At 61.4% G+C, this 25,173-nt stretch carries 19 protein-coding genes; 10 read left to right on the forward strand and 9 right to left on the reverse strand.

The genetic code is table 11. The features are described 5' to 3' along the window. Positions 1–147: 147 nt before the first annotated feature. Positions 148–3,216, reverse strand: a complete 3,069-nt coding sequence (locus tag ACFDTG_RS04845) for a TonB-dependent receptor (protein ID WP_375289886.1) — start codon at positions 3,214–3,216, stop codon at positions 148–150. Between the two features lie 220 nt (positions 3,217–3,436). On the opposite strand from ACFDTG_RS04845, the gene ACFDTG_RS04850 reads away from it, so the two are divergent. The 5 genes from ACFDTG_RS04850 (at position 3,437) to ACFDTG_RS04870 (ending at position 11,126) form a co-directional block, all read left to right on the forward strand. Next, positions 3,437–5,266, forward strand: coding sequence for a rhamnogalacturonan lyase (locus ACFDTG_RS04850; RefSeq protein WP_375289937.1), 1,830 nt, complete (start codon positions 3,437–3,439; stop codon positions 5,264–5,266). Further along, positions 5,266–6,468, forward strand: coding sequence for a rhamnogalacturonan acetylesterase (locus tag ACFDTG_RS04855; protein WP_375289887.1), 1,203 nt, complete (start codon positions 5,266–5,268; stop codon positions 6,466–6,468). Before ACFDTG_RS04850 ends, ACFDTG_RS04855 begins: the two co-directional genes overlap by 1 nt. An 85-nt stretch (positions 6,469–6,553) precedes the next feature. Next, positions 6,554–6,865: an L-rhamnose mutarotase gene (locus tag ACFDTG_RS04860; protein WP_375289888.1), complete on the forward strand. Its 312-nt coding sequence runs from the start codon at positions 6,554–6,556 to the stop codon at positions 6,863–6,865. Next, entirely contained in the window at positions 6,862–9,900 is a 3,039-nt protein-coding gene (locus tag ACFDTG_RS04865) for a beta-galactosidase (protein WP_375289889.1), read from the forward strand. Before ACFDTG_RS04860 ends, ACFDTG_RS04865 begins: the two co-directional genes overlap by 4 nt. A 173-nt stretch (positions 9,901–10,073) precedes the next feature. Then, on the forward strand, positions 10,074–11,126 hold the full coding sequence (locus ACFDTG_RS04870; RefSeq protein ID WP_375289938.1) for a glycoside hydrolase family 105 protein: 1,053 nt from the start codon (positions 10,074–10,076) through the stop codon (positions 11,124–11,126). 24 nt (positions 11,127–11,150) lie between these two features. On the opposite strand, the gene ACFDTG_RS04875 is transcribed toward ACFDTG_RS04870, so the two are convergent. Continuing rightward, positions 11,151–12,434: an oligogalacturonate lyase family protein gene (locus ACFDTG_RS04875; RefSeq protein ID WP_375289939.1), complete on the reverse strand. Its 1,284-nt coding sequence runs from the start codon at positions 12,432–12,434 to the stop codon at positions 11,151–11,153. 185 nt (positions 12,435–12,619) lie between these two features. Here ACFDTG_RS04875 and ACFDTG_RS04880 point away from each other — a divergent pair, with 185 nt between their 5' ends. The 3 genes from ACFDTG_RS04880 to ACFDTG_RS04890 are packed head-to-tail and all read left to right on the forward strand — an operon-like array spanning position 12,620 to position 16,356. Beyond that, entirely contained in the window at positions 12,620–14,152 is a 1,533-nt protein-coding gene (locus ACFDTG_RS04880; RefSeq protein WP_375289890.1) for an MFS transporter, read from the forward strand. Further along, the gene (locus ACFDTG_RS04885; protein WP_375289891.1) at positions 14,152–15,141 is read left to right on the forward strand and encodes a glycoside hydrolase family 43; all 990 of its coding nucleotides are present in this window, start codon (positions 14,152–14,154) and stop codon (positions 15,139–15,141) included. Before ACFDTG_RS04880 ends, ACFDTG_RS04885 begins: the two co-directional genes overlap by 1 nt. Positions 15,142–15,144: 3 nt before the next feature. After that, a complete protein-coding gene (locus ACFDTG_RS04890; RefSeq protein WP_375289892.1) occupies positions 15,145–16,356 on the forward strand; it encodes an SGNH/GDSL hydrolase family protein in 1,212 nt (403 codons plus the stop codon). Positions 16,357–16,359: 3 nt separating this feature from the next. On the opposite strand, the gene ACFDTG_RS04895 is transcribed toward ACFDTG_RS04890, so the two are convergent. Beyond that, complete coding sequence (locus ACFDTG_RS04895) at positions 16,360–17,364, reverse strand: glycoside hydrolase family 43 protein (protein ID WP_375289893.1); 1,005 nt, start codon at positions 17,362–17,364, stop codon at positions 16,360–16,362. Between the two features lie 216 nt (positions 17,365–17,580). On the opposite strand from ACFDTG_RS04895, the gene ACFDTG_RS04900 reads away from it, so the two are divergent. After that, on the forward strand, positions 17,581–18,402 hold the full coding sequence (locus tag ACFDTG_RS04900; protein WP_375289894.1) for a rhamnogalacturonan acetylesterase: 822 nt from the start codon (positions 17,581–17,583) through the stop codon (positions 18,400–18,402). Further along, the gene (locus ACFDTG_RS04905) at positions 18,393–19,361 is read left to right on the forward strand and encodes an alpha/beta hydrolase (RefSeq protein ID WP_375289895.1); all 969 of its coding nucleotides are present in this window, start codon (positions 18,393–18,395) and stop codon (positions 19,359–19,361) included. Before ACFDTG_RS04900 ends, ACFDTG_RS04905 begins: the two co-directional genes overlap by 10 nt. Before the next feature lie 11 nt (positions 19,362–19,372). Here the strand turns inward: ACFDTG_RS04905 and ACFDTG_RS04910 are convergent, their stop codons facing one another. From ACFDTG_RS04910 to rhmD, 6 genes are all read right to left on the reverse strand, one after another. Beyond that, on the reverse strand, positions 19,373–20,152 hold the full coding sequence (locus tag ACFDTG_RS04910) for an IclR family transcriptional regulator (protein WP_375289940.1): 780 nt from the start codon (positions 20,150–20,152) through the stop codon (positions 19,373–19,375). Positions 20,153–20,260: 108 nt separating this feature from the next. After that, complete coding sequence (lldD, locus tag ACFDTG_RS04915; protein WP_375289896.1) at positions 20,261–21,409, reverse strand: FMN-dependent L-lactate dehydrogenase LldD; 1,149 nt, start codon at positions 21,407–21,409, stop codon at positions 20,261–20,263. Positions 21,410–21,433: 24 nt separating this feature from the next. Beyond that, positions 21,434–22,345 carry an amidohydrolase family protein gene (locus ACFDTG_RS04920; protein WP_375289897.1) on the reverse strand — a complete coding sequence of 304 codons (912 nt, stop codon included), beginning with the start codon at positions 22,343–22,345 and terminating at the stop codon, positions 21,434–21,436. 24 nt (positions 22,346–22,369) lie between these two features. Next, positions 22,370–23,122, reverse strand: a complete 753-nt coding sequence (locus ACFDTG_RS04925) for an SDR family NAD(P)-dependent oxidoreductase (RefSeq protein WP_375289898.1) — start codon at positions 23,120–23,122, stop codon at positions 22,370–22,372. Next, entirely contained in the window at positions 23,119–23,973 is an 855-nt protein-coding gene (locus ACFDTG_RS04930; protein ID WP_375289899.1) for a fumarylacetoacetate hydrolase family protein, read from the reverse strand. Before ACFDTG_RS04930 ends, ACFDTG_RS04925 begins: the two co-directional genes overlap by 4 nt. Positions 23,974–23,983: 10 nt before the next feature. Continuing rightward, complete coding sequence (rhmD, locus tag ACFDTG_RS04935; protein WP_375289900.1) at positions 23,984–25,171, reverse strand: L-rhamnonate dehydratase; 1,188 nt, start codon at positions 25,169–25,171, stop codon at positions 23,984–23,986. Positions 25,172–25,173 lie beyond the last annotated feature (2 nt).

Genomic DNA, 25,173 nt, shown 5'->3' on the forward strand with positions numbered 1-25,173 from the left:
ATCGGGTTGCGCGAGCAATTTGGGGGATCCCGCGGGGGTGGTGGCGCCGGAGGAGATAATCCCCGCACCCAGCCACGACAGGAAGATTTGGCAACACCGGTTCATGCCTGCCGGCTGCCATCCAATTTTCTGGCTCCACTCACCGCGTCAGAACGCGGCCCGGAAGCCGAAGAAATAGCGACGACCGGAGTAGGCGAGTTCCGTCATGCGGATATCGCCAGCCGTCGAGCGCTCAGCAGTCCCGGTGAGGTTCTTTGCCTCACCGAAAATTTCCAGCTTTTCGACAGGTCCGAGCTTGAAGGTGTAGCCGAGCCGTGCGTCGAGATAGCCCGAACCGTCACGGAACACCGGATTTCCGGACCGATCGGCTGCAGCGATCAGATATCGGCTACGCCAGTTGTAAGCGAGCCGGGCCGCGATCCCGTACTTCTCGTAATAGCCGATCAGGTTGTAGCTATGACGTGAAAGGTAGGGGTAAGGCAGGCTTCCGCCGGTCAACTGATCGACCAGTCCGACATTCGAGCTGTCCGAATAGGTGTAGTTCGCGATCGCGCCGAAACCGTCGAGCGGGGAAGGCAAGAAGGTGAACGCGGTCTGCGCCGAGACCTCGACCCCCTTCTGGACTGCACCCGTACCGTTGATCGGCTGGTTCACATCAAACAGGCGGCCGTCGCCAAAGAAGTTGACGTTACGGACCAGAGTTCGGGACAGGATGAACGACGAGATGTCCTTCTGATAATATCCCACGCTGAACGATGTATCGCGGTTGGGATACCAGCCGACATTGAGATTCCACTGCGACGCCCGGTAAGGCTTGAGATAGGGATTGCCAGCCGAGCAGCCATCGAGCGTATCGTCCGCCATCCCTTCCGCTGTCAGGTCGTAGAGACAATTCGAATTCGGCGCGAGATCGGTGAAACGCGGACGCGCCATCACTTGCGACCAGTCGGCACGCGCAATGATCTCCGGCGTGATCACGAAGGCGGCGTTGAACGCTGGCAGCCAGTCCCAGTATTCGTTTTCAAGCGAGATGAGTTGCGTGCCGACGGTCACGTCGGTGAAGCCGGCAGCGTTGTTTGAGGGTCGACGCTCCCGAATGATGTTCGTGCCAGACGATACGTCATGCGTGCGGACTACGCGCAGGCCGAAGTTGCCGAACAACTGCATATTTCCGATCGGCTGGTCGTAATTGACCTTGAAATATCCCGCTGCGATCTTCTCCGTGATTGCGAAAGCCGGTGCCTGCGGCTGGCCATTGCAGACGCGCACACAATCGTGATTGAAGCCGGACTGATCGAAATAGTCCGATACCAGGTCGAAATTCGGCGTGAGCCAGGAATTTTGCAGACCCGAACGATTGAAGCCGGGCTGGTCGTAAAAGGTCCCCGGAGTCTGCTCGACAGAACCACCAAGAAAAGCCGCGAGGCGATCCGGAGACCAGACCGGGCTGAACGTCGGTGCCGGGTTGGGCGACGTACCAGTGCAGGGCAGCGCGTAGGTCAGGTTGTCGGGCGAACCATTTACAATCGACTGGATCGTGACATTGGCGGAAGGTATGCAAGTTCCGTCGGGCGTAAGATATCCGCCGCCGCCATAGCTGACGGCGCCGGCCTCGCGGTACTGGAAACCCCACTCCAGGCTTTTGAGAAAGCTCTTTTCCACCAAGAGGTCGAAGTCGACCTTGTACTGATCTTCGGTATTGTCGGTTTCGGTCGGACGATAATCGAGGCGGGGCCCAAGCGCCCGCGCGGAAGCATCGTAGTCGAATGCCGAGATGTCGTCGGCATCGAAGCCAGCCGGGAACTGGAAGCTAGGGGTCCCGGTTTCCGGATCAAGTTCGATACGCACGCTACGCGGAGAAGCCTGGATCGAAATCCGATTGGTGTCGCCAAAAGTGGTCGATTTGGAGTTCACCGCCAGTCCGGTCACCGAAAGGTTGCCTATGTTCCAATCGAACCCGGCATTATAATAGGTCGACTTCTGAACGTAGCCGAAGTCGCGCTTTTCGACATTAAAGATTGAACCTGCGCCCGCGTTAGCCGTCGACGCGTTGTTCGTGACCGTTGGAGCTGTCGTCAGCCCGATCACATTGCCATTGTCATCGACCGTTACTGATGACCCCAGCGTATAACGAGACGTCGCTGTAAGATCGAACACGCGGTTGTAGTCGGTGAGGTGGTTGTTGCGCTCGTTATACTGGATGCCGACATACGCGCGAAAATTGTCTGCGATCTCCCCCTGGAGGGTCGCATCCAGAGACAGACGCTCGTCGTTCCGCACCCAGATCCCATAGCGCGGAATGCGGGGCGAAAAGTCATAGAACTGCGCCTGGCAATCCGCGCGCGTAGCACCGGTGCTACCGGTCGTCGGTACGGCACCGCAGCCAGCCAGACTCTCGATGTTGGCGAAATTAGGATTTACCGTGTTGCGTCGGCCATCGCCGTTGAGATCGCCGAGCCGGACCCATTCGGTGTTACGAATGAAATCGCCGCGGGTATCGTTCCGATCATAGGTCGCGTTGACAAGAAAGCCGATGCGATTGTCGAGGAATTTCGAACCCGCTACCAGTGTCGCGCGCGGCTTCCAGCTTCCAATCGTATCGACGGTCTGGCCTGCCAACGACGCTACCAACAGCGGCTCGCGAAGCTCGAGAGGTTTGCGGGTCGTAATGGCGACCGTTCCGCCGACGCCGCCTTCGGTAAGGTCCACCGAATAACCCTTGAAGACGTCTACGGACTTGATCAGCTCTGCTGCGAGTTCGCGAAAGTCGTTGCCGCGTCCGCCTTGACCAAGTGTTGTAGCTCCGTTCACTTCCACCCGGTTGAGGTCCGGTTCGACGCCACGGATCGAGACCTGTACGCCTTCGCCGAAGTCTCGGGTCAACTGAACACCAGTCACGCGTGACAGTGCCTCGCCGATATTCTTATCGGGGAATTTCGCCACATCTTCGGCAACGATGGAATCGACCGTGGTGCCGGCATTCTTCTTCCGATCGATAGCCGATGCCAGCGACTCACGGATGCCGCTGACCACAATTACGTCGCCGGGTTCAGAAGTGCTCGATGAGGTAGAAGAATTGGCCGGCGCGTCGGACTGCGACGTTTCGTCCCTATTTTGCTGCGAATCGCTTGCCTGAGCCATCGCGGTCGTCGTCGACAGGGCCAGTACCACCACCGAGGTGGTTGCAAAAGCTCTCGACAAAACACTGATTCTCATCACTTCCCTCTCCCAATAAGGCTTGTGTTTTCGCGCTCGTTTTCACGCTTTTTGCGCGCCTCTTGTGATCTTTGGCATATCGGCAACCCATGCTCTTGCCAACAATAATTTTCAGCTATAGGACTTTGATACCATAATATGGGAGAGATTGATGGCGCGGATGGGAAAGCGCGGCGTTGGAGCAATCCTCGCGACAATATTCGCGACGGGCTGCGCGACGATGCCGATGGGAAGTCGTATTGACGTCGTCGGTCGAGCAGCTGTCGCGGTGCCGGCGATAGGCGAAGGAATGCTGGTCGATTGGCAATTCGCCCCGGGGGAAGCGGTGTCGCTTTTGCGTGACGGCGAGCAGATCGCCACGGTGACGGGTCACTCGACGTTTCATGACCCTGAAGGCACGCCGCAGTCGCGTTACACGCTGATTGTGGAGGAGGCCCCTCCCGCTCCTATATCGACTTGGAGCAAGGGCTACTTGTCGATACCGCTCGATAAGCCCGCCATGCGAAAGTCCCCTGCGGGTGAAGCATATGAATACCGCGCCAACGATGTCTCGGCGGGGGATCTGGACGGCGACGGGCAATTTGAACTTGTCGTGAAATGGGATCCCGGAATATCCAAGGACAATGCTTTCGGCGGATACACCGGCGAGACGATCCTCGATGCCTACAGCATGGATGGTCAAAGGCTCTGGCGCATCGACTTGGGTCCGAACATTCGCTCGGGCGCGCACTACACGCAATTCATGGTGGCCGACTTCGATGGCGACGGCAATGCTGAGGTCATGGTCAAGACGGCCGACGGCACTGTTGACGGAACCGGCAAGGTGCTCGGCGACGCCAATGCCGACTGGCGCGAAAGGAACGGCACCTCGGCGACCAAGGACCGGACCGGCTCCACCCGAGACTCCGCCGGTGCGATGAGGGCCGAGTTAACGGGTCGTATCCTTTCCGGTCCGGAATTTCTCACCGTTTTCGACGGTGCGACGGGAGCAGAGCTCGCGAGCGCACCCTACTCACCGCCCCGTGGCATGGTCTCGGAAACTGCAACCCGAGACGAACTTGCTCGTTTGTGGGGCGATGGATACGGCAACAGGTCCGAACGCTATCTCGCGTCCGTTGCCTATCTCGATGGCAAGTTGCCGAGCGGGATATTCGGTCGCGGCTATTACGCGCGCAGCGTGATAGCGGCCTGGGACTGGCGGGGCGGTGAATTGACCCAGCGCTGGCTTTTCGACAGTTCCAGCCCAGGCGACGATCGCTTTGCCGGACAGGGCAATCACCAGATGTCGGTTGCGGACGTCGATGGAGATGGCCGTCAGGAGATCATCTATGGGTCCATGGCACTGGATGACGATGGGTCTGGATTGTGGTCAGCCGAACTTTACCACGGCGATGCACTGCATGTAGGCGACCTTGATCCAACGCGTCCGGGCCTCGAACGGTTCGGCGTCCACGAGGAGATGCGCAACGGAAATATCGGCTCCGCGATGCTCGATGCGGCGACCGGCAAGGTTCTGTGGACCACTCACGCCGACAAGGATACCGGGCGCGGCGTCGCGTTCGACATCGATCCCCGCTTCCCAGGCGCCGAGGCATGGGCATCGAACGATCCACGGCTGTTCGACGCGCGGGGCAATCCCATAGGTGAGAAACATCCCCGCTCGATCAACTTCGGTATCTGGTGGGACGGTGATGCTCAGCGCGAATTGCTCGATGGGACGAGCATCTACAAGTGGAACTGGAATGACGTTCGGGACGACCGGATCTTCCTTGCCGATGGTGCTGCGTCGAACAACGGCACCAAGGCTACGCCTGCGCTCAGCGCCGATTTGGTGGGGGATTGGCGCGAAGAGGTGATTTTTCGGAACGAAGACAGCACGGAACTGCGCATATATACGACACCCTACCCGACGACCATCGGGCTGCCGCCCCTGATGACGGACCCGCAATACCGGGTGGCCATCGCCTGGCAGAATTCGGCCTATAACCAGCCGCCGCATCTTTCGTTCGACCTTGCCTCGCGCGTGAGCGGGATAGGCCCGGCGAAGTGATGGGCTTTGCCCTCCCGATCTCTGTGTCGGGTGCTCTGCTGTGGATCGGCCCAGTGATGGCACAGGAGCGAACAATCGCCTCCTACGTTCTCGCGCCCGCGCGGGTTTATGATGGATCGTCGGGTTTCGAGCCGGACGATCCGCGCAGTTTTTCAATAGCCGTTCCGGAAGGGAACTGGCGGGTATCGCTGACGATCGGCAATGCGGCCCATGCTGCGACGACGACGGTCAAAGCCGAAGCGCGTCGCCTGATGATCGACCGCCTGAAAACTCGCAAGGGGGAGTTCGTCGAACGCAACTTCGTCGTCAATGTCCGTATGCGCTCCCTCACAGCGCCGCCGGCAAACGCGCCCGGCGGCGCAAAGGTGGCACTGAAGAGCAGCGAAGAAGGCAGCCGGACATGGGACGACCGGTTGACACTCGACTTCTCGGACCCGGCGGACGTCAGGCGGATAACACTCGAGCAAGCGGATGTACCGACGATCTATCTCGTCGGCGATTCGACAGTAACCGACCAGCGCTACGAGCCAGCGGCGAGTTGGGGCCAGATGCTCCCAGCCTTCGCGGGCAGCGGTGTCGCTGTCGCAAACCACGCGGAATCCGGCGAAACCCTGAAGTCGTTTCTGGCGGAATTGCGCCTGGCGAAAGTGCTATCGACTGTCCGGGAGGGCGACTACCTCTTCATCCAGTTCGGCCACAACGACCAGAAAAGCCAGTGGCCCCAGACGTATGTCGACCCTCGATATGCTTACCCCGCCTATCTCCGCACCTACATTGCCGAAGCAAGGGCACGAAAAGCCATCCCGGTTCTTGTTACACCGCCGGAGCGAAGAAATTTCGAGGCCGATGGCTCCGTCCGAGAAACCTTGACCGAATATGCCGACGCGATGCGTTCGGTCGCAGAACGTGACAATGTTCCGTTGATCGACCTGAATGCCTTCTCACGGACGCTGTATTCCGAACTCGGCGAGGAGCAGGCAGCTCTACTGTTCAACGACGGCGGAAAAGATCGGACGCACCATGACAACGCAGGCGCCTGGCTGCTTGCGCGGTTCGTTGCGGCAGAGGCGCGGACCGGGGTCCCGGGTCTCCGCTCGGCGATTGAGCCTGTCGCTGCTGGATCGCCCGAAGAGAACTACCGGCGCGCGCTCGGCATCGTCGCCAGTTCAGCGAGCAGCACAGTGCGCCCCGAGGGCAATTGATTGTCCATCGTTACCAATTGACTCAATCATAATCGGAATATAATATGGAACGAAATTTCATAATATGGGCGAGAGGGACATCGTGATGCGCCATGCATTTCGTATGCAGTTGAAGCCGGGTATGCGCGACGCGTACCGGGCTGCCCACGACCACATCTGGCCCGAATTGGTGGATCTCCTGCGTGCAAGAGGGGTGCGCGACTATTCGATCTATCACGATGAAGACAGCAACGCCCTGTTTGCCATCCTGACCATCGAAGGCGAAGATCGTCGCGCGGACCTTCCCTCTCATCCGGTTATGAAGCGATGGTGGGACGAGATGGCTCCGTTCATGGAAACCCATCCCGACAATCGACCGTGCGAATGGCCTCTCGAGCGGGTGTTCCACCTCGCATGAGGATGATACCGACCTCGTCATTCGTGCTTGCTGCCGCGATCTCGCTGGCGCTCCCCGGGCCGACAGCTTCGGCCCAGGAAGCGACCGCTCCGGCCGACGTCGACGCGCCGATCCAGCAGTTCGGGCGGGTGGCGTTCGACGGTCGCTCGCTCCTCATCGACGGCGAACGCAAGATCATCTGGGGCAGCGAAATGCATTATTTCCGCCTGCCCAGCCCCGACCTGTGGCGTGACATTCTTCAGAAGATGAAGGCGAACGGGTTCAACACCGTCGCGCTTTACTTCGACTGGGGATACCACAGCCCCAAGCAGGGGGTGTACGATTTTAGCGGCATTCGAGATGTCGATCGCCTGCTGACGATTGCGCAGGAGGAAGGTCTCTACGTCATCACCCGCGCGGGGCCGTATGTGAATGCTGAACTCAGTCGCGGCGGATATCCGGGCTGGATGGTCAACCAGCGGGCTCGCGCACGGACGGATGATCCCGAATACGAAGCCGCGGGTGACGAGTGGCTGACGCGGATCAACGCAATCATCGCGCGGCATCAGATCAATGGCGATGGCAAAGGGAACAGCGGCTCGGTCATCCTGCATCAGATCGAGAACGAGCTCGCGGTCACCACGCCCAAACAGCGTCGGTACATGGATCACCTCTACGCTAAGGCCCGCGAAGACGGGATAACGGTGCCAATCTTTCACAACGACCAGGGCCGCAATGGCTACTGGGTACCCGAAAGCAGCGATGTCCCGGAGACCGTTGCCGGGCCGACCGACATGTATGCCTGGGACAGCTATCCCGGCGGGACCTGCACCGTCGGCGGCGAAGTGACTCGCGGATCGCCTGCCCCCGACTTCGGCTACTATGGACCCGGCGGCGCCCGGGGCGGTTCATCGGCCTCCCCGAAGACGCCGGGTTTCGCGGCCGAATTCGGCGGCGGCTGGTTCGACTACTGGGGGTCCAACGGCGGTTACGAGTGCAACGCCGTCCAGCGTGGACGGCGGTACCAGCGGGTGTTCTATGGCACCAATCTGGCCAACGGGATCGGAATCCAGAGCTTCTACATGGGCTATGGCGGGACAAGCTGGGGCTGGCTGCCCGCACCGGTGGTGTTCACCAGTTACGATTATGGCGCGGCTATTTCCGAAGTCCGCACGGTTCGCGACAAGGCCAAGGAACTCAAGCAACTGGGCGGTCTGATCGAGGCTGTGCCGGACCTTGCCGGAATGGTGCCCGCAGGAAAGCCAACGATTTCGACCGATAAGGTTCGGATCTATCACAACCGGCGGCCTGAAACCGATGCGCGGTTCCTGATGGTCACACAGAACCCGTCAAACGGCAGGGCGGACATACGCTTCAACTTCACAATAGACTTGCCTGGCGGTTCGTATCGCATCCCTTCGAGCGGCGACATGGAGCTCAACGGATTTGACGCGAAATGGTTGATCGCCAATGTCACGCTAGGCGGACAAAAACTGGTCTATTCGACATCCGAACTGCAAACCGCGCTTACGGTTGACGGAAAAGAGACCGTCCTCTTTTACGGACGGGAAGGCGAAGCCGGCGAAACCGCCCTGCGATATTCCAGCGAGCCACAGGTTCGGGTGATCGAAGGCGACGTAGCTCACAGCTGGGATGCCTCCCGCGGTGACCTGATTTTGACTTACTCGCATTCCGGCCTCGCCCGCGTTGCGATCGAAGGCGGCGGGCGCCCGGCGTCGACGCTGCTCATTGCCGACGAAGAAACCGGCTGGCAGTTCTGGAAGCAGGAAACGACCTCCGGCGATATCCTCGTTCGCGGTCCGGAACTTCTCCGTGAGGCAAGCGCAGCGCGTGGCTCTCTCGATCTCTTGGGCGACACCGACATTGCATCTCCACTCGAAGTGTGGGCTCCGCGCGCCCTCCGAGAGGTGAGCTGGAACGGGGAGCGGATCGCAATGCGGCCGTCACCCTCGGGTAGCCTGGTCGCAATCCGCGATCTGCCCGGCCCGGACCCCCTTGATCTGCCCGCACTCACCGAGTGGAAACGGATGAAAGGGTCGCCCGAAAGCGCCGGCGATTTCGACGACAATTCGTGGCAGAAGACCGAGGGCCAGCGCTATTCCAGCACCACGGCACGCCCGGACGGTCAGCCCAACTTGTTGATGGATCCTTATGGCATCCATGACGGCGATGTCTGGTATCGTGGAAGGTTCGACGGCTCCCCGGATGCCGAACGCATTCGGCTCCACTATGGAGCCGGAGGCAGCGGAATGATTCAGGTCTATATGGATGGCGAATTCGTCGGGCAGGACGAACTGCCCGGCGGCTTGCCCCGCCCGATAACGACCGGGGTGGCAAGCTTCGATCTGCCGGACGCGGCCCGCAAGCCGGGACGGCACGTTCTCGCGGTCCTCCTTCGCAACAACGGTCACAACTGGAACCTGGAAGCGGACGACTTTCACAAGGAGGCACGCGGCCTCGTATCCGTATCGCTTGACCGACCGGGCGGACGCAGCTTCGCCGTGCCGATCGAGTGGAAAATCCACGGGCGGGGCGAGGACCTTCCCGACTTGGTTCGCGGCGTCGCCAACAATGGCGGGCTGAACGGTGAATTCGACGGCTGGCATTTGCCTGGATTCGAAGATGCGAAGTGGCAGCGCACCATTCTGCCCGACAGCAAGGTCGAACCGGGCGTCACCTGGTATCGCACACACTTTGCCTTGGACGTGCCGGAGGGACAGGACGCAACCATCGGCGTCGCGTTCGGCGACGTAGACCAGCCGCGCTCCCCTGTCGCTTACCGCGCTACGCTATTCGTAAATGGTTGGAACATGGGGCAGTTCATCGCTCACGTCGGGCCGCAGCGGGTCTTTCCGATCCCGCGCGGCATCCTCGATCATAACGGCCGAAACACCATTGCACTCGCCGTTATCTCGGATGGCGCGCCCGGCCACGCGCTGGAAGCAGTCCGCCTGGTCACTCTCCATAATCGCCGTGGCGGCCTCGACGTACGGAACGTCCCAGCCCCCGGCAAACCCGAGGAATTGCTAAGATGACGGTTCAAAACGCCGCAGTCCACGACGGGGGTGATCCGCAGAGCCTCGGCGAAGAACAGGGGAAGCGCTCAATGGCATCGGAAACAGGCTCGCACGACGAGGACGACAGCATTCTACGTGCGCCCACCCGAGCCGTCAGTCGGAACGATGTGATAGCCACCATCCGCCGGCTGATGGACAACCTCGTCAATATCAAGGACGAGACGGGTGAGTTCCTGCTGCATCTACCCGACGGACGGGTGATAGACACCAAGGGCTGGAACGGGTGGGAGTGGACCCATGGCGTCGGTCTTTTCGGCATGTGGCGCTACTTCGAACAGACCGGCGATCGCATGGCCCTCGATATCATCAAAGGCTGGTTCGCCGATCGTCTTTGCGAAGGAACGCCGACTAAAAACATCAATACGGTCGCGCCCTTCATCACGCTCGCTTACCTTCACGAGTACGAGCCCAACCCGGCGAACATCCCCTATCTCGAAACCTGGTGCGACTGGCTGTTGGCCGCCGACGGACTACCCAAGACCGAGGACGGCGGTTTCCAGCATATCGTCTATAACGATGTGAACCCGGGCGAGATGTGGGACGACACGTTGATGATGAGCGTCCTGCCGCTCGCCAAGATTGGCGTGTTGTTGGGGCGCCCGCATTACATCGAGGAAGCGAAGCGGCAGTTCCTGGTCCACATCAAGTATCTTTTCGACAAGAAAACCGGGCTGTGGTTTCATGGGTGGAACTTCAACGGTCGCCATAACTTTGCCGAGGCGCTTTGGGCTCGCGGCAATTGCTGGGTAACTATCGCGATCCCCGAAATCATCGAAATCCTCGACCTCCAACCGGGTGACGCCTTCCGCACATTCCTGATCGATACGCTTGAGGCGCAAGTCCGCACGCTGCGTGAAACTCAGGACGACAGCGGGTTGTGGCACACCTTGGTGATGGATCCGTCCAGCTATCTCGAAGCCTCGGCCACCGCTGGCTTCGCCTATGGTATCCTGAAGGCCGTGCGCAAAGGTTACCTTCCGCGCGAGTACGAAGAAACCGGTCTGCGCGCGATCAAGGGCGTGATGGACAATATCAGCGATGACGGCGAACTCGAGCAGGTCAGCTTCGGCACGGCGATGGGGGACACCCTGCAATTCTACAAGGATATCGAACTCACCTCGATGCCGTACGGACAAAGCCTGGCAATCTGTGCGCTCGGCGAATACCTGAGGACGTATATCTGACCGCTGCGGCGGCAGCGGCGGACATCAAGAAGCGCTCTTCACCTCGACCGCGTAGACGTGGCTCGCCCCTTCGAAATTGCCTCTGAAGACGATCCATTTTCCGTCTGGCGTGAACACCATATTCGGCTCCAGCCGATAGTCCTGCTTGCGCATGTCGACGAGCTTCTGCGAGTCGAGCACGCCCGGTTCGATCAACTCGTCGGCATTGTCGGCATGGATGTCGGCGACATCGGGGATGGCGCGGGGCGTAAACAGGTAGAGGTACTTTCCGTCGGGCGCGTGGGCGACCATCTCGCTATCGCCCCCGTCGCCGGAAAAATGCTGCATGTCGGGTGCTTGGTTGTAATGCACCGACCATTGGTTGCGGTCGATCTTGTACCAATGCCGTTTTCCTGTCTCGATTTCATGTCCGGCGAGCCAGAAAACCTCCCCGCGAGGGGTCTGCAGGTCGTACCAGATGGTCTTGCCGTCGGGCGAGAAGAACTCGTGACCCGCGATCTCCATGTTCATCATCCGCTCGTGCACCTTGGTCTTGCCTGTTCCATCGGTGCGGATCGTCCAGATCCGATCGACCTCGTGCCAAGGGCCTTCGTGACAGTACATGATCTGGTGCGGATCCGTCGGCGAGAACTGGATGTGGTTGAGCCAGTCCTTAGACGCGACGACCACCTTGCGTTCGCCGGTCCGGATGTCGATCGTGAAGATCTCCATCGGCAAGCCTGCCTTCAGACGTTCATGCAGCCTCCGCTCTTTCGCTTCGGCGTAGGTATAGGGTGTGCCGTCGGGACGCGTCGCGCGATAATCCGTTTCACCGGGCCGTTGTGCGGGCGCGACCTGCCCCGGCTGACGTCTCGTCCCATCGGGATTGAGGTCGTAGTCCGTCAGGGTGACCTGCCCGAGCAGCAGTGTTTCATCCGCATTGATCGAGCCGATCGTTCCGCCCGGCACCCGCGCGACCAGGCGCGTCTTCCCGCTGTCGATATCGACGGCGCGGATCTCGGTCGCACCGCCCGCATCGTCACGGGCGCGGGTGGTGTAGTATGCGCTTCGGGTTTTGCGACCGGTGAACAACAGCGTGACCCCCTCACCCTTGACGAGCGGCGCCAGGCCCCACGTGCCGACCGTGACGACGCCGATGCCATCGGGCAGCTGCACGACCATCTTGTCGCCTTGGGGGGTGAAGCTGTTCTGGTGAAAATAAAGGCTCGTCGTTCCCGGGACCGTACTGATACGCACGACCCGGTGCCCGGTTGTCGCGTCGACCCAGGACGCCGCAGGAGTGGCCAGAACGGTTGACGGGGCGCCCATGCCGGCAAGCAGTACGGCGGCGGCAATCGCTGTCTTGAAAGACTTCACCAGCGGGTTCCCTTCCCTACGATCCGCCTAGGAATTAGGACCTTGCGGATTTCATATAGTATGATACGTTTCCACAATATGGCGCTAAAGGCGTGACTAGGCAAGCCGAATGCTTGCCGGGACGGAGGATAGCAGGGATGGCCACGGGCACACCCGTCGCGAAGGGGTCTACGGCGGGCGCAACGGCCCGTCCCGTGCGTCTCATCAACTTTCTCGCTTATGGATCGAACGACATCCTTGGGGCGGGTTCGATGGCGGTCATCTCGTCGTGGGTCCTGATCTTCTACACCCAGTTCTGCGGCCTTTCGGCGACCCAAGCGGCGCTGATCTTTGCGATCGCGCGACTGATCGATTCCATCGCATCCCCTTTGATCGGACACATCACCGACCATTTCGGCTCGACGTGGCTTGGCCGGCGGTTCGGCCGTCGGCGTTTCTTCATTCTCGCCGCGATCCCGCTCATGCCCAGCTTCGCGCTGATGTGGCTGCCCGGGCAGACGTTCTGGTATTATCTCATCAGCTACGTTCTGTTCGAACTGATCTATGCCATGGAGATCATTCCGTACGAAACGCTCGCGGCGGAAATGGCGAGCGATTACAAGACGAAGGCCAAATTTGCCGGGTTTCGCATCCTCTTTGCGCAGGCCTCCGCGATCCTTGCGGGTTTCCTGCCGCTGTGGCTGATCGATTACCTTGGCCGCGATAGCGCCGATACGTTCTTTTACATGGGTATCGTTTTCTCGGTGCTGTTCATGCTGGCGGTTGCGTTCCTCTATTTTTTCAGCTGGGAACGCAGGCATCCTGAAATGGCGAAAAGGGAAGGGCCGGGAGGAGGCCTGGGGAGCGTGCTTAAGGGGCTTTTTCGCAATCTGGCCTCCACGATGCGCATACGGGCATTCCGCCTGCACCTCGGCATGTATCTTGGCGGCTATATCAGCCAGGACATATTCAACGCAGCGTTCACCTTCTTCGTCGTTTTCGCGCTGGCGGGATCGACCGCGATTGCCGGCGCGCTGCTCGGCACCATGTACATGGTTCAGTTCGTCGCGGTGATCATCGCTATCAATCTCGCGCTGCGAAAATCGCCTTCGCTGGCCTATCAGATCGCCGCGGCCTGCTTTGCGATCGGCGTTATCATGCTGCTCTACTACTGGTCGCAGGGGGTAACCGCCACGAGTGCACTGATCTACATCGTCATCGGCCTTGCCGGCCTGGGCCGTGGCGCGCTTAACTATATTCCCTGGGCGACCTACAACTACATGGCTGATGTCGACGAGGCGGTGACGGGCCTGCGCCGGGAAGGCAGCTTCGCAGGCGTCATGACCTTCGTGCGCAAGGCCACGCAGGCCGCCGCCGTCGCGGGCGTCGGCGTGCTGATGGAAAAGGGCGGGTTCATCTCCGGCCAGGAACAGCAGAGCGCCCAGGCGATTCAGACCCTCGCCCTCATTCTCGGCGTGGGTGTCCTGTCCGTCCTGGCATTTGGTGTGTTCGTCTCGCTGCGCTTTCGCCTCGACCCGCGCACCCATGCCATACTCATGCATGAAATCGAACACCTCCGTACCGGTGCAACCGAGCCTACCAGTGTCGAGAACGGTCGCGTGGTAGAGAACCTGACCGGGTGGCCTTATGAGCGGCTTTGGGGCCGCAACACGGTGGCGGTTCAGGCGTAATGATACTGACCGCGGCGCTTGCGCTTCTGGCAGCGGGCACAGTATCGGCGGACGCTGGCACGCTCGCCCCGGCGCCGCTCTATCGTGATCCCGTCCATGATGGCGCCGCCGACCCGAGCGTCGTGTACGATCCCCGAGCAGGCAAGTGGGTGATGTTTTACACCAATCGCCGCGCCGACATGGAGCTGGACGATTCCAAGGACGTGCGCTGGGTCCATGGCACGGCAATCGGTATCGCTCGCTCGAAGGACGGCGCCGACTGGCGCTATGCCGGAACGGCGAAGCTTCCCTCGGCCTGTACCGGCGAAACGCTCTGGGCGCCGGATGTCCTGCGTGTCGGCAAAACCTGGCACATGTGGGTGACGGTGGTGCCGGGCATCTATCGCGACTGGAATGCGCCCCGTCGAATCGTCCACCTTGCCAGCGACGACCTTCGAACCTGGACGTGCAGTGATGCCCCCGAACTCGGATCGGACCGGGTTATCGACGCAGAAGTAATGCCGCTTCCGACCGGTGGCTTCCGCATGTATTTCAATGACGAGCGCAAGGGCAAATCCGTCCGCTTCGCCGACAGCGATGACCTCATAAACTGGAGCATCCGCGATACCGTGATCCAGACGCCCGGCGAAGGTCCGGTAGCGTTCCAGTGGAAGGGCAGTGTCTGGTTGATCAGCGATGCCTGGAAAGGCTTGTTGGTCATGCGCTCCCAGAACGGGGCGAACTGGACCAAGCAAGAGAACTATCTCCTAGACGAACCCGGCGTTCGCCTGACTGACAGAGCCAAGGGCCAGCATCCCGACGTAGTCGTGGTCGGCGACCGAGCCTGGCTGTTCTATTTCGTCCAGCAGAGCGGCGAACCGGAAGCCGCCGGCAAACCCGGGTGGGGCCGTCGAAGTGTGATCCAGGTCACCGAACTTCATGAGTGTGATGGCCAGCTTTCGGTATCTCGCGACGAGCCGTCCCGCATTCTTCTGCCCGCCGAGGACTGACCGATGCCTTTCGACATAAACCGCGTCATGCTCTCATTGCTCGCAGCGATCCTTACGATATCGCCTGCTTCCGCGAAGAATGAAACATTCGTCCGCAGTTGGGCGGTCGCGATGCACGAGCCGGTCAGCGACCCTCGTGCCGCCCTACCCGACGTCACCGATCATACCATTCGCCAGATCGTTCGCGTATCCAGCGGCGGAGAGCGAATGCGCATTGTCCTTTCCAACCTAGAAAACGCAGCCCCGCTCGACATCGGCCACGTCGAAATCGCGCTCGCTGCACCGGATGGCTCGATCGTTCCCGGGTCCAGCCGAACCGTGACGTTTTCCGGGGGCGAAAGGCGCGCAGTCGTCCCTGCGCATTCGCCCTTCATCAGCGATACGATAGACTTCCCCATACAGCCGCTCGGGAAGGTCGCGGTTTCGATCTACCTGCCGAGCGGCGGCACCGACCTTGCGACACACCGGCAAGCCGTCGCGACGGGATGGCTCGCACCAGGCGACCAGTCGGAACGAACCCGTCTGGACGAGGCGAAACCCTTCACGATGCGGGTAGTCTTGACGGCGCTCAAGGTCGCCGCCGAGCGCAAGGCGCATACAGTGGTGGCGTTCGGCGATTCCATCACCGACGGGTTTCGCGCGACCCTCGACGCTGACAATCGATGGCCCGACGATCTTGCCGAGCGTCTCATAGCAAAAGGTGTTCGATCGACTGCGGTGGCCAACGCCGGGATCGGCGGCAACCGTTTGCTCACCGACGGATATGGCCCAAATGCGCTGTCGCGGTTCGATCGCGATGTCCTTTCCGTGCCGGGGGTCAGCCACGTCGTGATGCTCGAGGGGATAAACGACATCGGCAATGCCTGGCGTGAGAACCGTACCGAGACAATGACCGCCGCCCGGCTGATCGGCGCATACCGCCAGATGATCGAGCGGGCGCACGGAAAAGGTATCAAGGTCGTCCTCGGCACGATCCTGCCTTTCAAGGGAGCGCCCTATTTCAGCGACTGGGGCGAAGGCCTCCGCCAGGAGGTCAATGCCTGGATACGCACGCAAACCATGGCCGACGGGATCGTCGATTTCGATGCAGCGATGAGGGACGCAGCCGAGCCGGCACGCCTTCGGAGGGACTTCGACAGCGGAGACTTTCTCCACCCGAACGACACCGGCTATGCGGCCATGGCAGAGGCGGTCGACCTCAAGCTGTTCCGGTAGGTCTCAACAATCTGGAAGGCGGTTTCCCGTTGGCGAGTCTGGTGAAAGGCACGGATGCGTGGGGTAGGCCTCCAGATCGAGCTCTGTCGCCTCGCGCACGACTTCCACGCGGTCATCGGCATCGCGCATCTCATAAATCTTCCCGAGCGCGCGCGTGAAAGGCCGATGGAGGATCATCATGAGGCGTCCATCGAACGCCCGGAACAGCATTCCATGTCCGCTGTCGCGTCGGACCAGAGGCCCCAATTGTTCCCAAGGGCCCGCAATCGTGCCGGATGTCGAGCGCGCAAGAGCCTGGACGTAGCCGCGCTCGCCGTAGCTCGACCACAGCATTAGCAGCGTGCCCGTGCGCGTTCGAAATAGCTGCGGTCCGTCTGTCACCCAGACACGATCGCCCTGGGGCTGGGCCTGGCCCCTCGCCCACCTGGCGGCATCGGCACGGAAAAGCTCGATGGGCTCTCCGGCCTGGCGGAGCTGCGGATCGAGTGGAAACGCTTCGATTGTGCCGACCGTGGTCTGGAGCCATTCGTGTGCGAAGACGAACCACGGCGTCCCATCCGGCTCTACGTGCAAGGTGCCATCGAGTGACATCAGATTCACCGGCGCAACCGGCTGACCGTCGTTGACCAGTTCGAATGGACCGGTCAGCGAATCCGACACGGCAACCAGGGTCCCGCGTCGATAAGGGCGGCGCGAACTCCCCTCATCGGCCTCGATCGCTTCCCCCTCGTTGTGAAACGTCGTGAAGAGATACCAGCGCCCGTTCCAGCGGTGAACCTCCGGCGCCCAGCTCCCTCCGTTCGCCCAATTCCTTTGGGGTAGCGTGAATACGACCTTAGGGGGGATCCAGCTTTTCAGGTCGCGGCTGGTGTAAACCATTGTGCCGAGACGATCATCGCCTGTCATGGCCGCTTCGTTGCGAGTGAACAGGTGATACACGCCGCTCGCCGTGTCGGCGACAACGAAGGGATCGTGCAACTGCATCTGCGGAAGCAGGAGGCTGGCCACTTGTTTTTCAACGGCCGGTACATCCCGCAAACTTGCAGGATACGTCGCACATGAAGACAAGGCTGAAGCTGCCATCACTCCAATGAGCGCCCATTTCAGGGTCTTTGCCATCATTGCTTACCCTTCCTCCACCCTCGCTTTACATTCCCACTTTGTGGTATAGTGTTCTACCTTGTGACACAATAATGGCGGTAAATGCCATAGTGGAGAGGTTCGATGGCACGTGGATTCGCATTTTTTCTGGGGTTCGGATCTATTACGCTGTCTGCGTGCTCCACGCTCAACGAGACCGCAGACACGGCGCCTGCTCCCCCGACGCCCACGGTTTTCATCGCCTCCGATTCCACCGCATCGGACTACGCCGCCAGTCGCTATCCGCAGTCCGGGTGGGGCACCTTTATCGGTTGCGTCCTGGAAGGGGTGCGCGTGGACAACCGCGCGATCGGCGGTCGCAGCACGCGCACATTCATCGAAGAGGGTCGCTGGAATGCGTTGCGCACCAGCCTGAAACCGGGAGACACCGTGCTGATCCAGTTCGGGCACAACGACGCATACAAGGCAAAGCCGGAACGGTTCGCCGCGCCCGAGACCGCCTACAGACAGAATCTGGTGAGTTTCATCGCTGATGTCCGCGCAGCGGGGGCGACCCCGGTTCTGATCACCCCGGTCGCACGGCGAAGTTTCGAGGATGGCGAGGCGAAAGCCGATTTTCCCGAATATTCCACTGTGGTCCGTGAACTGGCGGAATCGCGCGATGTCGCGCTGATCGATCTCGAAACCCGGTCGCGTCGAATGCTAGACGGGCTTGGGCCTGAGGGATCGAAGGCCTACTACCTTCATTATCAAAAGGGCGCCTATCCTGCATTTCCGGATGGCATCGACGACGATACGCATTTCAGTGAAATCGGGGCGCGGCATGTCGCAAATCTGGTCGCGGATGGTCTGGCCGAAACTTCGACGTCGCTTGCGGCGAATGTTTCTCCGGACCGAAAGGACCTGAACATCGCTGCGCCTTTGGGGGATAGCCGATGCCACTGATCTCGCGCAGGAATTGGATCGGGGGTTCGCTGTTCTCGACACTGGCGCTCAACGGCGGGGGTTCTGTGGCACGCGCGGCTGCCTCAATCCCGAGGCCTTCGATGCATCTGCCGCTGTGGCCCGGCGACGCACCCGGCGGCTCCGGGGTCACGGCTGAAGCAGCGGAAATCCCGCGGTCTGCGGAGGGGCCGGCGGACGACACGGCCTTCGTTCATGTCCGCAACCCCTTTCTGATCCATATGCCACCGGTCGTGCCCAACGGTGCGGCGCTGCTGATGATACCAGGTGGCGGCTATGTTCGCGTCGCCGTCGGACGCGGCGGCAGGGCGATGGCCGACTACTTCGCTCGGCTCGGCTTCGCGGTCTACACCCTCGTCTATCGGCTTCCCGCCGACGGGTGGGCGGCAGGGCCTGACGCGCCCCTCCAGGATGCGCAGCGCGCGCTAAGGCTGGTCCGCTCGCTCGCCGTATCGGATGGGTTCGACGCGGAGCGTGTCGGTATTCTCGGCGGAAGTGCTGGCGGCCACCCCGCCGCCAGGCTCGCATTGCGTCAGGATATCGCGTCATACAGCCCGCTCGATGCAGTCGACAGGCTGCCTCTGGCGCCCAAGGTCGCAGCTTTGCTGTTCCCGGTCGTTGCGACAACCGGACCGTATGCTCATCGCGGCTCTGTGGAGCAGATGTTTCCCGGCGGCACCACGGAGGTTGCCGCCGCGCCTTACGCAGCCAACGCCTTGGTGGCGCCCGGTACGCCTCCAACGTTCCTTGCCCATGCGATGGACGACCGGGTCGTTAACTGGCGCAATTCGGCCTTGTTGATGGACAAGCTTGCGGATGCATCGATCGCTCAGCAGGCGCATTTTTTCGAAGCGGGCGGCCACGGCTTCGGCTTGGAAGGCCCGGCAGCGCACTGGTCGGACCTGTTTCTGGAGTTCGCGCGTCGGCACGCGTTGATTTGACGCCGGGCTGATTATTTGGGGCGGTAGCCCGCCAGTTCGCTCACCTCATCCGCGGTCGCGCGCAATTTGGCCGCGAGTTCTTCCCCGTTTTCATCGGTCAGATACTGCGCGGCGCTCGCAATGCTAAGGGCAAGGCAGATGTTGCCCTTCGCATTGCGCACGGGGCTGGCGATGGAGCGAACACCGTCTCCCAGTTCGCTTTCGTGCCGAACCTGATCGGCGTCGCGAAACCGACGCATTCGATCCAGCCAGCTTTCCATCCTGTCGGCGGGGACACGGCCGCCCTGCGATAGGCGGTAGAGGCGCTTCCATTCCTCTTCGGTTTCGTCGAGGATCAGCGCCTTGCCCAGTCCGGTTTCGGCGACAGGCCTTCGGTCTCCAGGTGCCGTCGCGACTCGCAGACGCTGGGTTCCAGTCACCCGCTCCAGGTGACGCGACCAGTCGCCTTCGCGCATACCCGCGAAGACGCAGAATCCCGTCTCTTCGGAAAGGCGGGTCATGATCGGGCGAGCATAGCGCACCAGATCCACCTGCTCCCCGGCCAAAACACCCAACTGCATGAGCTTGGGACCAAGGGCAAAGCCGTCGGAGGTGTTGGACAGGTAGTCGCGCGATTTCAGCGCATGCGCGAGGCGGTGCGCGGTCGTCTTGCTCATGTCGAGTTTGCGCGCGAGATCGACCGCCCGGACAGGTCCGTCGATAACCTCGTCGAGAATGTCGAGCGCGCGCATCAGGGTCTGAGCGCCCTTCACCTCGCCGCTACCCGTCTTGCTGTCGGCGACTTTTGGCATCTCGGTTCGGAACCCCACCTGTCGGTCGGCCCGATTGCCGCCGAATTTCATAATGTGAACATAGGGTCTGCATGCAAGGAACGCAAACGCGATGGATTCGGTTCTCGATCAGGTCAGTCGCTCAATCGCATCTTCCCCGATGTCGGCAATGCGCGTGTTGCCGGTAAGCGCCATTGCGACGCGCATTTCCGCCTCGACCAGCGAAAGCATGCGGGAAATCGCGGCCTCCCCGCCGGCGGCCAGGGCGTATGCCCATGCTCGTCCCAAAAATACGCCGTCAGCTCCAAGTGCCAACATTCGCACCACGTCGAGCCCCGATCGCACGCCCCCGTCCGCGAGGATCGTTATGTTGCCGGCCACAGCCTCGGCGATGGCCGGCAATGCCCGAGCAGTGGACAGTGCGCCGTCAAGCTGGCGGCCGCCGTGGTTCGAAACAACGAGGCCATCGGCTCCGGCTTCCATGGCCAGAACCGCATCGTCGGGGTCTAGGATCCCTTTGATTACGATCGCCCCCTTCCACTGTGACCTGATCCAGGCGATATCTTCCCAGCCAACCTTGGGCTCGAAATTGCTGCGCATCCACGCGAAGAAATCTTCAAGGCCGGTATTTGGGCCAAGAACCGGTGCCACGTTGCCGAGCGCATGCGGGCGGCCCCACAGGCCTACATCCCAGGCCCAGCGCGGATGCATCAACGCTTGACCGAACCGGCGCAAATTGCCCGTAAGGCCCGGCGCCCCCGCAAGTCCCGAGCGATAATCGCGATAACGGGACCCCGGGACCGGCATATCCACCGTAAAAACAAGCGTCGGGCAGCCGACCTGCGCTGCCTGGGCCAGGAGATCGCGCATGAAGCCCCGGTCGCGGATCATGTAGAGCTGGAACCAGAAGGGTTTCCTGGCAGCCGCAGCAACTTCGTCGAGTGGGCACGCCGATACGGTCGACAGGGTGAACGGAATTCCCGCCTTTTCGGCGGCACGTACAGCCTGGCATTCACCCCTGCGCGCGTTCATCCCTGCAAGGCCGATCGGCGCGAGTCCGACCGGCATCGCGAATTCCTGCCCGAAGATCCGGGTCGAAAGGTCGATCTGAGATACGTCTCGAAGCACGCGTTGACGCAGGGCGATGTCCGCAAGATCGCTCTCATTGCGCTTGAGCGTAACCTCTCCATAGGACCCGCCGTCGATGTATTCGAACAGGAACCGCGGCAGCCGACGACGCGCCAGTTCCCGGAAATCACCGACCGAGGCCGCTTGCATAACTTTCCCTTTCTGCCCCGGCCGTCAGATGCCGAGGTGGAGGCGGTAGATCCGATCCGCATTCCGACCGAACAGGTTGCGTCGCTCGTCGAGCGAATACTGGCGGGCGATCTCGTGATAGGCCGCCATTGAAGCGTCGAAGGGCGCAAAGAGCTTGTCGGTGGGGGTGTCACTCGCGAACATGCAGCGCTCGCTGCCGAACAGGTCGATCACCTCCTCGATCAGGGGTGCAATCTGGCGCAGTGTCCAGTCGCGGTAGACGAAACCCAGACCGGACAGTTTCACCGATACGTGCGGGATCGCCGCAAGCCGGCGCATTCCCGAACGCCAACGCATCAGCCCTTCAGGCTCGTCGGTGATCGGCATGCCCATGTGATTGACGATCACTGGGATTTCCGGATGGCGCGCGATCAGCGGCGTGAGACCGGCCATCTGTCCGGGGTAACACTGGAGGTCGAAAGATAGCCCATACTTGCCGAGCAGGCCGAACCCTTCTCGCCAGCGATCGTCCTGCGTGATGTCCCGCGCGGTGTAGGTGCGCTTGGGATCGCCATGCCAGTTGACGATCTGACGGATCCCGCGAACGCGAGGGTGCACCGCCTGAGCTGCGAGAAGACGTTCGACGTCCAGGTCTTCGAGCGGTGCATAGGCGACGATGCCGCTCGGCAGCCCACGATCGTCGGCGACGGCTTCGAGCCATTGTGTCTCGTCCAGAGCCTGCGCAGGATCAGCCCCTGCATCGATATGGACGCAGCCCTTCACCTGCCATTTGCCGGCATCTGATAGGTAATCGTCGAGCGTATAATCCGACGCGATCGCCGAGACATCGCCATTAGGCCCCGCGTCATCGAACGGAGGCGTCAACCACGCATAGCGTATGCGATCCAGTTCCCACAGATGGACGTGGGCGTCGACAAAGGGGACGTCGGTCTCCATCGGAAGCCCTGCCCTAATGCCAGCTCAGAAGGTGGTCCGGCCGCCAGAGGTGTCGAAAGTCGACGCGGTCGTGAAGCTGCATTCCTCGGACGCCATGAAACAAACCATGGCGGCGCTCTCCGCGACTTCGCCCAGGCGACCCATCGGGATTTTCGACCGCATGTAATCGACTTGGCTCTGCGGCAATTGCTGCAGGATCGGACTTTCGAAGGTTGCCGGGGTAAGCGCGTTGGCGATCACGCCCTTGCCTGCGAGTTCCTTGCCAAGCGACTTGGTCAAGCCAATAACAGCTGCCTTCGAGGCGGAATAGGCACTCGCGTTCGGATTGCCTTCCTTGCCCGCGACCGATGCCACGTTGACGATACGTCCGTAGCCATGGCCGAGCATCAGCGGGACGACCGCGCGGTTGCAGTAGAACAGCCCGTTCACATTGATGTCGAAGACCTTGAGCCAGCTGTCGACAGGGAATTCGTGAACGGGCGCAGTGGCACCGGTGATTCCTGCCGAACAGACGAGCACATCGATGCGGCCGCCCAGCATCGCCGCGCTGCGCCCGGCGGCCTCTTCGACAGCGGATTGGTCGGACACGTCGAGGGCGCAGACACCTTCCGCCCCCATCTCGTCCCCGGTGCCGGAAAGCGCGTCTTCGTTAAGGTCCCACAGCACGACCTTGCCGCCTTCCGCCACGATGCGGGCGGCGCTTTCCCTGCCGAGACCCGAGGCCCCGCCGGTGACGACCGCCGTGCGGCCCGCGAAGCGTCCCGAATAAACGGTCATGCCGCGCGCCATGCGACAAATTCCTGGCGCTGCTGGCCAAGCTTTTCGATACCCAGTTCTACCACGTCCCCCGCCTTGAGATAACGGGGTTCAGGCTTCTGCCCCATTCCGACCCCCGGAGGCGTGCCGGTGGTGATGACGTCCCCCGGCAACAGGATCATGATGCGCGAGAGATAGGAAACGATCTGAGCCACATCGAAGATCATCGTGCGGCTGCTACCGTCCTGCATTCTTTGGCCATTGACCGAAAGCCACATCGCAAGATCCTGCACCTCGCCGACCTCGTCCTTGGTAACCATCCAGGGGCCGATGGGTCCGAACGTCGGAAACCCTTTCCCCTTGTCCCAGGTCAGGCCGCGTTCGATCTGCCAATGCCGTTCGGACACGTCGTTGACGACGCAATAGCCCGCCACGTGATCGAGCGCATCGGCTTCCGATACCATGCTCGCACGGCTGCCGATGACGACGCCCAGTTCCACCTCCCAGTCGGTCTTCTCGCTGTCCTTGGGAATGGTCACGGGATCGTTCGGTCCCTGGATGCAGCTCACCCATTTCTGGAACACCACCGGCTCCTCCGGAATCGGGAGGTTGGATTCATGCGCGTGATCGACGAAGTTCAGGCCGATCGCGACGAACTGGCGCGTGCCCCCGACGCAGGCGCCGTAGCGCACCCCCTCATCCACCAGCGGGAGCGAGGCGGGATCGATCGCCGACAGCCGGGCGAGTTCGCCCGGTGCCAGCGCATCGGGCCCGATATCGGCGACATGCTCGGAGAGATCGCGGATGCGGCCCTCGGCGTCGATCACGCCGGGCTTCTCTGCACCTGCAGGACCGTAACGACACAGCTTCATGAGTTCTTCCTCAGTTCGGATAGGGGCGATGCAAGGGGATGTCGCGGTTGAGTTCGACCCCGAAGCCGGGCTTGTCGAGCTCGCTCGCGCGGATGCGGCCGTTGACGGGAACCGGTTCGCCCAGGAGCTGCGGGGCGAACATCGGCACGACCTCGGTCGGGCCAGGATGCATCATCAGGAATTCGGCGAACGGCGAATTGTGCCGCGTGACGACGAAGTGATAGCTGTAGACCGAGGATCCGTGCGGAACCATCATCACCCCCCGGGTGTCGGCATAATTGGCGATCTTGATCAATTCGGTGACGCCGCCGCACCAGCCCACGTCGGGCTGGATGATGTCGCAACAGTCCATGTCCATCAACATCCGGAAGCCCCAGCGGGTCGCCTCGTGCTCGCCGGTCGTCACCAGCAGTCCCTTGGGTGCATTCTTCTTGAGCTGCGCATAGCTCCAGTAATCGTCCGGCGAGAGTGCTTCCTCGATCCACTTGAGTCCGCACTCATCCCACGCACGGTGCGCAAGACGTGTGGCGTAATCGATGTCCAGCGCCATCCAGCAATCGTACATGAGCCAGAAGTCGTCGCCGCATTTGGAGCGCATGTCGGCAAGCAGGGCGATGTTCTTTTCAAGGCCCTCCAGCCCTTCCGCAGGGCCGTGATGCAAGGGCAGTTTTCCGCCGATGAAGCCCAGTTCTTTGGCCACATCGGGGCGCGCGCCGGTCGCGTAGAATTGCAGTTCATCGCGCACCGCGCCGCCGAGCATATGATATACCGGCTCGCCGCGCAGCTTGCCGAGCAGGTCCCAGATTGCCAGATCGACACCCGAAAGCGCGTTGACCACCAGGCCCTTGCGTCCGTAATACTGGGTCGAGAAATACATCTGGTCCCAGATTTTCTCGTACTCGGCCGGGCTGCGTCCCACGAGAAAGCGCGCGAGGTGCTTTTCCACGATATAACAGGCAGGCTCCCCGCCGGTTGTCACCGCAAATCCGACGGTGCCGTCTTCCGCCTCCAGCTCGACCACCAGCGTGCCGAGCACGTTGATGCCGAAGCTCTGGCGGGATTGGCGATATTCGGGGTAGCGCGACATCGGCGTGGCGATGTGATTGTCGATCCAGTGCCCCTCGCCCTGGTCGTGATAGTCGGCGCCGCCTCCGCGCACGGTGAACGCCCGTACGTGCCTGATGCGTGGCAATGCCATCC

This window comes from Qipengyuania sp., assembly GCF_042095715.1.
In the GTDB taxonomy this organism is placed as follows: domain Bacteria; phylum Pseudomonadota; class Alphaproteobacteria; order Sphingomonadales; family Sphingomonadaceae; genus Qipengyuania.

What these genes read in the sequence shown, in the direction of transcription:
- ACFDTG_RS04860 (WP_375289888.1), top strand. Translation starts at nt 6,554, where the DNA reads ATGCGCCATGCATTTCGTATGCAGTTGAAGCCGGGTATGCGCGACGCG.
- ACFDTG_RS04900 (WP_375289894.1), top strand. Translation starts at nt 17,581, where the DNA reads ATGGCACGTGGATTCGCATTTTTTCTGGGGTTCGGATCTATTACGCTG.
- ACFDTG_RS04875 (WP_375289939.1), bottom strand. Translation starts at nt 12,434, where the DNA reads ATGGGCGCCCCGTCAACCGTTCTGGCCACTCCTGCGGCGTCCTGGGTC.
- ACFDTG_RS04905 (WP_375289895.1), top strand. Translation starts at nt 18,393, where the DNA reads ATGCCACTGATCTCGCGCAGGAATTGGATCGGGGGTTCGCTGTTCTCG.
- lldD (WP_375289896.1), bottom strand. Translation starts at nt 21,409, where the DNA reads ATGCAAGCGGCCTCGGTCGGTGATTTCCGGGAACTGGCGCGTCGTCGG.
- ACFDTG_RS04870 (WP_375289938.1), top strand. Translation starts at nt 10,074, where the DNA reads ATGGACAACCTCGTCAATATCAAGGACGAGACGGGTGAGTTCCTGCTG.
- ACFDTG_RS04855 (WP_375289887.1), top strand. Translation starts at nt 5,266, where the DNA reads ATGGGCTTTGCCCTCCCGATCTCTGTGTCGGGTGCTCTGCTGTGGATC.
- ACFDTG_RS04850 (WP_375289937.1), top strand. Translation starts at nt 3,437, where the DNA reads ATGCCGATGGGAAGTCGTATTGACGTCGTCGGTCGAGCAGCTGTCGCG.
- ACFDTG_RS04925 (WP_375289898.1), bottom strand. Translation starts at nt 23,122, where the DNA reads ATGACCGTTTATTCGGGACGCTTCGCGGGCCGCACGGCGGTCGTCACC.
- ACFDTG_RS04885 (WP_375289891.1), top strand. Translation starts at nt 14,152, where the DNA reads ATGATACTGACCGCGGCGCTTGCGCTTCTGGCAGCGGGCACAGTATCG.
- ACFDTG_RS04920 (WP_375289897.1), bottom strand. Translation starts at nt 22,345, where the DNA reads ATGGAGACCGACGTCCCCTTTGTCGACGCCCACGTCCATCTGTGGGAA.
- ACFDTG_RS04865 (WP_375289889.1), top strand. Translation starts at nt 6,862, where the DNA reads ATGAGGATGATACCGACCTCGTCATTCGTGCTTGCTGCCGCGATCTCG.
- ACFDTG_RS04930 (WP_375289899.1), bottom strand. Translation starts at nt 23,973, where the DNA reads ATGAAGCTGTGTCGTTACGGTCCTGCAGGTGCAGAGAAGCCCGGCGTG.
- ACFDTG_RS04880 (WP_375289890.1), top strand. Translation starts at nt 12,620, where the DNA reads ATGGCCACGGGCACACCCGTCGCGAAGGGGTCTACGGCGGGCGCAACG.
- ACFDTG_RS04890 (WP_375289892.1), top strand. Translation starts at nt 15,145, where the DNA reads ATGCCTTTCGACATAAACCGCGTCATGCTCTCATTGCTCGCAGCGATC.
- ACFDTG_RS04910 (WP_375289940.1), bottom strand. Translation starts at nt 20,152, where the DNA reads ATGCCAAAAGTCGCCGACAGCAAGACGGGTAGCGGCGAGGTGAAGGGC.
- rhmD (WP_375289900.1), bottom strand. Translation starts at nt 25,171, where the DNA reads ATGGCATTGCCACGCATCAGGCACGTACGGGCGTTCACCGTGCGCGGA.
- ACFDTG_RS04845 (WP_375289886.1), bottom strand. Translation starts at nt 3,216, where the DNA reads ATGAGAATCAGTGTTTTGTCGAGAGCTTTTGCAACCACCTCGGTGGTG.